We start from the raw sequence: 10,057 nt of genomic DNA on the forward strand, positions 1-10,057 counted from the left end.
CCTTTTTGTGGGATTTCAGGGGTAAAGCGCGTTTCGGCCCTTTTTTTACGCCTCAGAGGACGCTCAGGCAAGGGGGCTTTTTTGAAGCAGCAGGCAGGCATAGCCGTATTCATCGCCGTACTGCCGGTTCATGGCGATTTCCTCTTTCAAATCCTGAAAGGCGGGTCTTTCCCCAAGGGAATCTTCCAGATCAAAGAGGACTTTTTCCATGTCATCGTAGAAATCCTGCCAGTCCTGCCGGGGCAGGAGGGAAGCGTCCACAACCCGGTATCCGGCCTTTTCCGCCTGAAGACACCGGTCTTTAAGGCGGCGCATGTCGGGATACTCCACATCCCAGAGTTCCTTGCATGGGGCAGAAGGGGTGTCCGTGAGCCAGATGGCATCACTGACAAAGAGATGACCTTCCGGAATGAGGAATTTTTTCCATGTGGCAAGTGCCTTTTCAAACCCCATGATGTAGGCGGCTCCCTCACACCAGATGAGATCAAAGCTTTGGTCTTCAAAGGGCAGATTCAGCATGGAAGCCACAAGGGGCTGGATGCGGTGGGATAAATTTTTTTCCGTAAACTTTCTTTTAAGGGCATCGAGAAAAGGCCCATGATTGTCCACGGCTGTAATCCGGGCTTCACTTACCCCGGCCAAGGTAAGGGCCGCTTCTCCTTTGCCGCAGCCGATCTCAAGAATATTGCCAATGGCAGCACTGTTTTCGATTTTCCGGAAAGCGTTGAGGGTGGCCTGCCTGCTGCCGGGACCCTGTCGTTTCATGGTTTCAAATACCTTAAAAAAGTCTTCCATATAGACCTCATGATTTTCCATGTTTCGTGAAACGCAGCGAATCTGCGTTGCGGTTGTTTCGGAAAAGCCCAGGGCCTGAAGCCATTTCAGGTGGGCCTGGGGAGACTGTTTTTCAAAGGTCGCGTGCCAGAGTTTCAGAGGATCATTTCCCGGTGTCTCGGGCGGAGCCTTTCCTTCCGCCCTGTGGCAGAGGGCGCGCAGCACACTTCCAGCGGTTTTCAGGTGGAGAATTTCCCTTTCAATGACAAGAAGCTGCTCCCGGAGCATGGCGGCATCCATCTTTCCTTCGAGGCATTTCCGGCACTGGGCCAGGGAAAAGCCCGCCCTCTGGAGGCAGCGGAGGGTGACAAGGCGCTCCAGATCGCTTTCCGAATAGATGCGGTAGCCGTTTTGTTCATCCCTTGCCGGTGAAACCAGGCCGATTCTCTGGTAATAGAGCAGGGTGGAGCGGGCAATGCCAAGGCGGCGGGTGATGTCTGATACGCGATACATGAAAGGCCTCCCATCTTGTTTCTGAAAGAAAAGGTAGCCTATGAACCTTTAGACAGGTCAAGGGAAAAAAGTTAAGGTGGAAAGGTTTTTTTCAGGCGGATTATCCGGTATGGGGAGGGAGGCAGCGTGCGAATATTCTTTCTGGGGTTTTCGGAGGCATCATGGTTATGATGGGTATGACCGGGGGCGCAGGGGCTTCGGAAAAGGCCGGTATGACCGGCCCCCTTGCGCGTTTTGAGGGAGGCACCCTTTATCAGTCCGGGAAGGTGCCGGTGGTGGATCTGCACGGCTCTTTCCGGCAGATGGGGCGGCAGTACGGAGCGCTTCTTTCAAAAGAACTGAAGGCTCTGTACCAGGAGGCCGTTGAAACCTATTTTATGAAGAAAAAGAGCCTTTCCGAAGTCGTCATGGATGAGATGGCAGAAGCCCTTTTCCGGTTCTATCCCCGCCGTTTCAAAGACATTCTGGAAGGCATGGCCGAGACATCCGGGCTTTCTTTGAAGCAACATTTGCGGCTTAACGCCATGGAATATTTTGGCGTGATAACGGGCTGCTCCGGGATTTTCGCCTGGGGAGCGCACACAGCGGGCGGGCCTCTGGTGGCGGGCCGGAACTACGACTGGTTTGATTCCTACACGGGTTTTGCCCAAAAGCTGGCCGTGAGCGTCTGGCATCCGGATTCGGGCATTCCTGCGGCCATGGTCACCTTTGCGGGGGTGATGTACATGACCACGGGCATGAATGCGGACGGCCTTTTTCTGGAGCTGAACAACGGCCTGCCCTCGGGCGGGGGGCTGACCTTTACCAACCGCATTCCCGCCATCGTCAATCTGATGGCCTTTCTCATGGATTACGCCACCCTCGGGGAGCTGGATGCGGCCTTTCACACCACCCGGCCGGAGTTCGCCTTTATCATCAACGTGGCGGACAGCCGCGAGGCCTTTGCCTACGAGTGGGCACCCTTTGATCTCCGGCGCAGGGCTGCGGACCGGGAGGGGCTGCTGGTGGCCACCAACCATTTTGCCGATCCTTCCTGGGGATTGATGCTTCAGGCGAATACGGGCTTTGAGTCGCCCCTCAGACGGGAAAATCTTCTGAGTCTGGGGGAGAAGATGAAGGGCGGGCTTAACGCGGAAAGCATGAAGGCACTTCTGGACATCCCCATGGATAAGGGCGGAGCCACCTGGCCCCAGGAGGGCGGTATCCGTACCGTGTATCAGGTGGTGGCTGTACCGGGAGAACGCCTGCTCTGGGTGAAGGTGCCGGGGTATCAGGACTGGACGGATGTGGATCTTAAGGATCTTTTTTGAACATAGGGAAAGGAAAAGAGGGCAATGAAAAAATGGGGTGTGGCGCTGATGCTGGCGGCTTCTTTGGTTATGATGGCGGGGGTAGGCCTTGCGGATACAAAAAGGGTAAGGATCGGCATTTCCAAGATTGTGGCCCATCCGGCCCTGGATGCCCTGGAAAAGGGGGTGCAGGACGGGGTGCGGGAAAGCTGGCCGGAGGCTGTTTTTGATTTGCAGAATGCCAACGGCGATCTTTCCACCGCCGCTTCCATTGCCCAGAAGTTCAAGGCCCAGCAGGTGGATCTTGCCGTAGGCATTGCCACGCCCACGGCCCAGGCCCTGGTGAATCTTCTGAAGGATCAGCCGGTGATCTACTGTGCGGTCACGGATCCTGTGGATGCCGGGCTTGTGGATTCCTACGACAAGGGCGGAGCCAATGTGACGGGATATTCGGACATGACGCCCGTGGCGGAGCAGATTGATTTTCTTCTGCGTATCAAGCCCATCAAAAGGCTGGGCCACATTTACGCCAGCGGAGAATCCAATGCCGTGCGCCTTGCCCAGATCGCCCGTAAGGTCTGCGAGGAAAGGGGCATTGAGTTTGTGGAAAGCACGGTGGCGAGCAGTGCTGAGGTGAAGCAGGCCATCCAGACCATCATCCGCCGGGTGGACGGGGTTTATCTCAGCAATGACAACACGGTGTTCGCGGCCCTGCCTGCGGTGTCCGAGGTGTGCATGCGTCATAAGATCCCTCTGGTGACGGCGGATCCCAGCTCTGCACGGGACATCCCGGTGCTGGCGGCCTGGGGTTTTGATTATTACCGCATGGGGGTGGCCACGGGCCGTCTGGCGGCGGAAGTGCTTTCCGGAAAACCCACGGCGGAGATTCCCACGCGCTACATGACAGAAGCTGCGGACATGGATCTTCTGGTGAATCTGGATGTGGCAGGGCAGCTGGGCCTCACGATTCCTCCGGATCTTCTGGAAAAGGCCAATACCCGCATTGAAAACGGCGCACTTACAGAGGCTCGGTAGGCCATGATTGAAGGCATTTTTGTGGAGGGGCTCATTTACGGCATCATGGCCCTGGGCGTGTTTTTCACCTTCCGGATCCTGAATTTTCCGGATCTGACGGTGGACGGCTCCTTTCCCCTGGGTGCTGCGGTGATGGCGGCCTGTATTACCAGCGGAGCCGGGATTTTCTGGGGCCTGACCCTGGCCCTTGTTTCCGGCTGGCTGGCGGGTGCGGTCACGGCGGAGATCCACAACCGCCTGCGGGTGCCCCATCTGCTGGCGGGAATTCTCACCATGACCATGCTCTACTCCATCAATATCCGCATCATGGGCAACCGGGCCAACCTGCCTCTGGTGCGACAGGAAACCCTGCTGACGCAAGTTACCCAGGCCTTTCCCGGTCTCGATCCGGCCTGGGTGCTGCTGGGCTTTTTCATTGTGCTGGTGCTGGGCATCAAGGTGCTTCTGGATCTTTTCTTTCTCACGGACATGGGCCTTGTGTTCGGGGCGCTGGGCAACAATGAGCAGATGGTGCTGGCCGCAGGGGTGAACCCCGCCACCTACAAGGTGATCGGCGTGGGCATTTCCAATGCCCTTGTGGCCTTTTCCGGAGCGCTGGCCGCCCAGTATCAGGGTTTTTCCGACGTGAACTTGGGCCTTGGCATGGTGGTGTTTGGTCTGGCGGCGGTGATGATCGGCGAGTTTCTCATTCCCTCCAACCGCATCTGGGTGCTCACCCTGCGGGTGGTGCTGGGGGCCATTCTCTACAAGGCCATTCTGTACTTTGGCCGGTATTATGGCTATGCCATCCACATGACCCCCAGTGACCTTAAACTCATCTCCGGCCTTCTCATCATTTTTGCCCTTGTGCTGACCCGAAGGGGGAAAAAGGGCAGGGGAGGGCTTTTTTCATGATACGTCTTGAGGGTATCGTCAAAACTTTTCATCCGGGAAGCCCAGATGCCCATACGGTGTTTCAGGGCCTGAATCTGGAGGTGGGCGAAGGGGAGTTTGTCACGGTGATCGGCTCCAACGGAGCTGGAAAATCCACCCTTCTCAATCTCATTTCCGGAAAGATTTTTGCGGATGCGGGCCGGGTTTTCATCAACGGGAGAGACATGACAAAGCTTCCCGAATACCGGCGCGCCCAGTATGTGGGCAGGATTTTTCAGGATCCCCTCGCAGGCACGGCAGCCACCATGACGGTGGAGGACAATCTTATGATTGCCGCCAAAAAGGGGTTCCGGGGGCTTCGCATCAGCCTGAATAAAAAACAGCGGGAGACTTTCCGGAATCACCTTGCCCATCTGGACATGGGCCTTGAAGACAGGATGAAGGACAATGTGGGGCTTCTTTCCGGAGGCCAGCGTCAGGCCCTCACCCTGCTGATGATGGTGCTTTCAAGGCCGCCCCTTATTCTTCTGGATGAGCACACCGCAGCCCTTGACCCCAGAAACGCCGAGAGAGTGATGGATCTTACCCGGATTTTTGTGGGGGATTACGGCTTTACCACCCTCATGGTGACCCACAACATGGCCCATGCCATCCGTTACGGGAGCAGGCTTCTCATGATGGACAGGGGCCGCATCGTGCTGGATGTGGGAGGAGAGGAAAAGGCGGGGCTTACGGTGGAGGGGCTGGTGAAGCGCTTCAGCGAGCTTGGGGCCACGGCTTCCGATGCCCTGCTCCTGACGCGGGGAGGGGAAGTATGACCCAAGAGTACAAAAAGTCGCCGTCCCCTGAAGCCTTGCATCAGCTGGAAGTGCCCAGTATCACTGTGGAAAAGGCGCTTTTCCGGAGGAAGCCTGTTCCCTCAGGGCATCCTTGACCCGGTTTTCCGCATAGGTGAGGGTCTGCTCCATTTTCCAGGCCGCATAGTCTTCGTCCCCTGCGGACAGGGCGGCGAGAAGTTCCCTGTGGTTTTGCAGGGCCGTTTCCGCAGCTCCGGGAAGTGCGTAGAAAAAAAGGCTGTAATGCCGGTACGCCGGTTTGAAGGAATTGAAAAGAAGCTGGGCCACCATGTTGTCCGTCATGGCGACAATGCCCGCATGAAAGGAAAAATCCGCCTCCGCCAGGGTCTGCACCCAGGCCGGAGGCGTTTTACTATCAAAAAGGGAAAGGGGCTGTTGGGGCGTTGCTTCAGCGGCCCCTTTTTTTTCCGCCTCCCTCCCTTGTGCAAGGGAGGCCTCTGTTTCCTCCAGCAGGGTTTGTAAGCGCAGAAGCCCGGTACGATCCGGATTCCTTGCTGCCTTGCGGACAATGAAAACCGCAGCGAGACGCCGGAATTCCAGCAGGGACAGGAGGGTGTCCGTATCCAGCCCCCCTTCGGTCTGCATGAGGTGGATGAGCAGATCCAGCGAGGCCTCGCTTTTAAAGCGCCGCACATAGATGCCGCTCTGGGGCTGTTTTTCCACAAGGCCGAGCTGCACCAGCCGGGAAATGGCATCCCGGATGGTGATGCGGCTGACCCCATGCATCTCCCCCAGCACCCTTTCCGATGGAAGACGGGTCTTTTCCGGATAAATCCCCGAAAGAATGTCCCTTTGCAGGGCCTTAAAAACAATGTCTGCGCGTCTGTCTGTCATGTGAAGCCTCCCTCTGGGAAGCCTTGTAGCAGAATTTTGGGTTTTTGCATCGGCGTTTCAGCGGTTTTTCTTATTGTGGAAATACCAAAAATCATAAATAACTTGATTTCAGCTTTTTAAAAGCATAATTGGTATTACCAAAAACCTTTTTCCTGGGAGGCCCCATGACAGAAAACCCATCCAGAATTCCCCTTTCTCCAGCCTCAGACTGTCGCCAGCCCTTTACCATGGAGGAGACCGCCCTTGCGGCGATTCGCAGAACCCTCATGGAAACCCCGTGCAGCATCTGCCTTGAAAGGCCAAAGCTCATGTTGCGGGCAAGGTTTTCCGGGTTTTTTTCCAGAAAGCGCCATCCCTTGGTACGGCGTGCGGAGACGCTGGCCTTCATTCTGGGGGAAAGAAAGGCCCGGATCTATCCGGAAGAAGCCATTGCCGGGAACATGAGCTCCAAAAGGATCGCGGCCAATTACTATCCGGAGGGCGGTTCCTCCCACATTCTGGAAGATCTTTTCCGCCTTGAAAAACGGCCCGTGCCCCTGAAGCTGTTCTTTTCCGAAAAGGTTTTTCTGTTGGGGATGGCAGGCATCACCTTTACCTGGAGCACGGGATGGAAGGCCTTTGGACGTCTTTCCCGCCTCTCCACCCTCTGGACGCGGGTTCTGGGTGCAAGAAGCACGATTCTCACGGAAATCGCAGGGGTTTCCCACCAGATTCCGGACTATGGCCTTGTGGTGACAAGGGGGCTTCACACCGTGGATGCGCGGGCCCGGAAAATTCTGGAGGAAGGCTGCACGCCGGAGGGCCTCGCGCTGGATGCGGATCAGCGGGCCTTTTACCAGTCCGTGCGCATTCTTTTGGGAGGCATCCGGAAGATGGCGGCCAATCTGGAGCGGGAAGCCCTTCGCCTTGCGGAAACTGCGGAGGGCCGGGAAAAGGCACGTCTTTCAGGCTTGGCCACAAGCCTTGCCCAGGTGCCCTGGCATCCGGCCCGAACCCTTCAGGAGGGGCTTCAGGCCTGCTGGATCGTCCATGTGGCCCTCAATCTGGAAGACTACGAGCAGGGGCTTTCCTTTGGCAGGCTGGATCAGATTCTTTTTCCCCTTTTCGAAAAGGACATGGCCGAAGGCCGTCTGGACAGGGAAAACGCCGTCCGGCTCATCGCCTCTTTTCAGCTCAAGGCCTGCGAGACCATTCCCCTTTTTTCCCGGAGGATGGATGCCTACTTCAGCGGCAACACCGTGGGGCAGGGGATTACCCTGGGCGGTACGGACAGCGAGGGCAGGGATGCGACCCAGCTTCTTTCCGGTCTGTTTCTGGATGCTTTTTTAAAGATCCGCACGAGGGAACCCAACCTCCATGTGCGGATACACGGGAGCACACCGGCATGGTTTCTTGAAAAATGCACGGCCCTCATTGGCGCTGGCTGCGGCAATCCCGCCTTTTTCGGGGATGCCGCTGTGGTGAAGGCCCTCACGGGGGCGGGCATGTCTCTCGCCCATGCGCGGGACTACGGGGTGATCGGCTGCGTGGAGCTGGGAAGCCCCGGAAGAACCTACCATTCTTCGGATGCAGGGCTGTTCAGCCTGCCCGCCTGTCTGGAACTGGCCCTCAACGTTGGTAAGCCCTTTGGCCGGTCCCTGTTCGCCTCCTGGGCCGTGAAGACCCCGCCGCCCGAGACCCTGGAAAGCCTTGAGGATCTGCTCTGCGCCTTTACCCGTCAGGTGGAGGCCATGGTGGCGGATGCGGTGCGGCAGACGACGCTTCTGGAAAGGGCGAACCGGGCGCATCGTTCCGCTCCCCTCAATTCCCTGCTCACCGCAGGGTGCATGGAAAAGGGACGGGATGTCACCTGGGGCGGGGCGTTTTATGACTTTACGTCCTATCAGGCTGTGGGTCTTGCGGATGTGGCGGATGCCCTCAGCGCCATCCGTCAGGTGGTGTTCACGGAAAAACGCCTTAGCCTTGCCGGGCTTGTGGACATTCTGAAACGGGATTTCAGGGGAGAAGAGGCCCTGCGTCTGCGCCTTGCCACCCGCTGCCCGAAATACGGCAATGGGGATCCCGAAGCTGATGCCATGTTTCAGCGTGTGGCGGACATTTTCACCACTGCGGTGACGCGCCACCGAAACAGCCGGGGCGGAACCTTCCTTGCGGGCATGTATTCCATGACCTGCCATACGGCCTTTGGCCGATGGACAGGCGCCTCGGCTTCGGGCCGCAGGGCGGGCCAGCCCCTGGCCAACGGTTTTTCCCCTGCCACAGGGGCCGACCGCATGGGCCCCACGGCCCTTCTGCGTTCCGCCGCCTCGCTGGATACCTCGGCCTGGGCCAACGGAGGAGCCCTCAATCTCCGGCTGGGAACCCCCTTTGTGAAGGGCGCTGCCGGGGAAAAACTGCTGGCGGGTCTGCTGCGCTCCTATCTTGTCACCCAGGGCGGAATGCAGGTGCAGCTCAATGTGCTGGATGCCGACACCCTGCTGGAGGCCAGGCGTCATCCGGAACGCCACCCCGGCCTTCTGGTGCGCATTGCGGGGTACTGCGCCTATTTTCAGGATCTGGCTCCGGAAGTGCAGGATGAGGTCATCGAACGAACCCTCCACGGAAAGGAGCCAGCATGAAAACGCCCCTTGTGTTTTCGGTGCAGCATGGCTGTATCCACGACGGCCCCGGCATCCGCACCACCCTCTTTTTCAAGGGCTGCCCCCTGCGCTGTGCCTGGTGCCAGAATCCCGAATCCTGGAAGCCTGAGGCGGAAATCGCCTTTCGGTCCCACCGCTGCATTGGCTGCGGACAGTGCAGGACGGTCTGTCCCGCAGGCCTTCTGCTTCCGGAAAGGCGGGACGCGAGGGCCTGCACCTCCTGCATGGCCTGTGTGCGGGTTTGCCCGTCAGAGGCCCTTATCCTTGTGGGTGAAGCCTGTTCGGAAGCGGAGCTTCTCGCCTGTCTGCGTCCTGAATATCCCAATTTTGAGGCAACGGGCGGCGGGGTGACCTTTTCCGGAGGGGAGGCCGGGCTTTTTCCCGGCTTTCTTGCGGGCCTTGCGGAACGTCTCAAGGAAGAAGGCATTCATCTGGCCATGGAAAGCTGCGGCATGTACGACAGCAGGCATCCTGCCATGCAGGATCTGATGGGGCATCTGGATCTTCTGCTCTTTGACGTGAAAATCCACGACAGTGCTTTGCATAAACACTGGTGCGGTACGGCCAGTGAGCCGGTCAGGGTCAGCCTGAAGGAAGCCGCTCGGGCCATGGTTTCAGGAAAGGGGCCTTGGGTCTGGCCACGGCTTCCCCTGGTTCCGGGGGCCACCGATGACGCGGAGAATCTCAAGGCCTGGGCGCTTTTTCTTGAAGGTCTCGGCATCCGCTGGTTGACCCTTCTGCCCTACCACGATCATGGCATCAGCAAACGGCGCTGGTTTGAGGGCATGTCCCAGTCGCCGCAGACCTTCCGGACACCGGATACTCAGGATCTCAGGCGGGCCGCCTCTCTGTTTGAAGCCCGTGGAATCCGGGTGTACGGGCCGGGAGAGGAGGATTTTCAGGGGATGGCGTTTGACTAATCGCAAGTAGTTGTTTGCGACTGAAGAATTTTTGCAAGATAGACACTTGGTTCATATCGCCTTGTATAGTGGATCTAATTTTCAAGGCAGTATTTAAGCTTGCATGCCTCATCAGGAGGCGTTAAAAGTCTCGTTTTTTTGCTGTAATCAGACGACGGTATCCATCCTGGAGCCCACGTCCCCATTCTTAATCCCCGTAACTATTCAGCAAAAAAGACTGACGCATGATTTTACAGGTAAATCTTAAAAAATGAAAAAGATAATCAACGATTAAAAAATGTCCTGCTATTGAAAACCTGTGCTATAGAAATTCCGTCATGCAC

Annotated in this window: 8 protein-coding genes; 6 read left to right on the forward strand and 2 right to left on the reverse strand. The window is 57.5% G+C overall.

Annotated elements, in window-relative coordinates; genetic code table 11:
• Positions 1–63: 63 nt before the first annotated feature.
• The gene (locus RBR60_RS13455; RefSeq protein ID WP_320357642.1) at positions 64–1,287 is read right to left on the reverse strand and encodes a MerR family transcriptional regulator; all 1,224 of its coding nucleotides are present in this window, start codon (positions 1,285–1,287) and stop codon (positions 64–66) included.
• Positions 1,288–1,448: 161 nt separating this feature from the next.
• Here RBR60_RS13455 and RBR60_RS13460 point away from each other — a divergent pair, with 161 nt between their 5' ends.
• From RBR60_RS13460 to RBR60_RS13475, 4 genes are read left to right on the forward strand one after another with little or no spacing between them, the layout of a single operon-like run.
• A complete protein-coding gene (locus RBR60_RS13460; RefSeq protein WP_320357644.1) occupies positions 1,449–2,597 on the forward strand; it encodes a C45 family peptidase in 1,149 nt (382 codons plus the stop codon).
• A 24-nt stretch (positions 2,598–2,621) separates the two neighbouring features.
• Positions 2,622–3,611: an ABC transporter substrate-binding protein gene (locus RBR60_RS13465; RefSeq protein ID WP_320357646.1), complete on the forward strand. Its 990-nt coding sequence runs from the start codon at positions 2,622–2,624 to the stop codon at positions 3,609–3,611.
• Positions 3,612–3,614: 3 nt separating this feature from the next.
• Complete coding sequence (locus RBR60_RS13470; protein ID WP_320357648.1) at positions 3,615–4,505, forward strand: ABC transporter permease subunit; 891 nt, start codon at positions 3,615–3,617, stop codon at positions 4,503–4,505.
• On the forward strand, positions 4,502–5,302 hold the full coding sequence (locus RBR60_RS13475) for an ABC transporter ATP-binding protein (RefSeq protein ID WP_320357650.1): 801 nt from the start codon (positions 4,502–4,504) through the stop codon (positions 5,300–5,302). Before RBR60_RS13470 ends, RBR60_RS13475 begins: the two co-directional genes overlap by 4 nt.
• Positions 5,303–5,362: 60 nt before the next feature.
• Here the strand turns inward: RBR60_RS13475 and RBR60_RS13480 are convergent, their stop codons facing one another.
• Positions 5,363–6,175: a FadR/GntR family transcriptional regulator gene (locus RBR60_RS13480; protein WP_320357652.1), complete on the reverse strand. Its 813-nt coding sequence runs from the start codon at positions 6,173–6,175 to the stop codon at positions 5,363–5,365.
• A 164-nt stretch (positions 6,176–6,339) separates the two neighbouring features.
• On the opposite strand from RBR60_RS13480, the gene RBR60_RS13485 reads away from it, so the two are divergent.
• Both RBR60_RS13485 and RBR60_RS13490 read left to right on the forward strand, forming a co-directional pair.
• Entirely contained in the window at positions 6,340–8,793 is a 2,454-nt protein-coding gene (locus RBR60_RS13485) for a pyruvate formate lyase family protein (RefSeq protein ID WP_320357654.1), read from the forward strand.
• Positions 8,790–9,734 carry a glycyl-radical enzyme activating protein gene (locus RBR60_RS13490; RefSeq protein ID WP_320357656.1) on the forward strand — a complete coding sequence of 315 codons (945 nt, stop codon included), beginning with the start codon at positions 8,790–8,792 and terminating at the stop codon, positions 9,732–9,734. Before RBR60_RS13485 ends, RBR60_RS13490 begins: the two co-directional genes overlap by 4 nt.
• Positions 9,735–10,057 lie beyond the last annotated feature (323 nt).

The organism is Desulfobotulus sp. (genome assembly GCF_034006065.1).
In the GTDB taxonomy this organism is placed as follows: Bacteria; Desulfobacterota; Desulfobacteria; order Desulfobacterales; family ASO4-4; genus Desulfobotulus.

Excerpts from the sequence above, each read along its gene's own strand:
- RBR60_RS13455 (WP_320357642.1), bottom strand. The coding sequence starts at position 1,287 with ATGTATCGCGTATCAGACATCACCCGCCGCCTTGGCATTGCCCGCTCC.
- RBR60_RS13485 (WP_320357654.1), top strand. The coding sequence starts at position 6,340 with ATGACAGAAAACCCATCCAGAATTCCCCTTTCTCCAGCCTCAGACTGT.
- RBR60_RS13470 (WP_320357648.1), top strand. The coding sequence starts at position 3,615 with ATGATTGAAGGCATTTTTGTGGAGGGGCTCATTTACGGCATCATGGCC.
- RBR60_RS13460 (WP_320357644.1), top strand. The coding sequence starts at position 1,449 with ATGGTTATGATGGGTATGACCGGGGGCGCAGGGGCTTCGGAAAAGGCC.
- RBR60_RS13465 (WP_320357646.1), top strand. The coding sequence starts at position 2,622 with ATGAAAAAATGGGGTGTGGCGCTGATGCTGGCGGCTTCTTTGGTTATG.
- RBR60_RS13490 (WP_320357656.1), top strand. The coding sequence starts at position 8,790 with ATGAAAACGCCCCTTGTGTTTTCGGTGCAGCATGGCTGTATCCACGAC.
- RBR60_RS13480 (WP_320357652.1), bottom strand. The coding sequence starts at position 6,175 with ATGACAGACAGACGCGCAGACATTGTTTTTAAGGCCCTGCAAAGGGAC.
- RBR60_RS13475 (WP_320357650.1), top strand. The coding sequence starts at position 4,502 with ATGATACGTCTTGAGGGTATCGTCAAAACTTTTCATCCGGGAAGCCCA.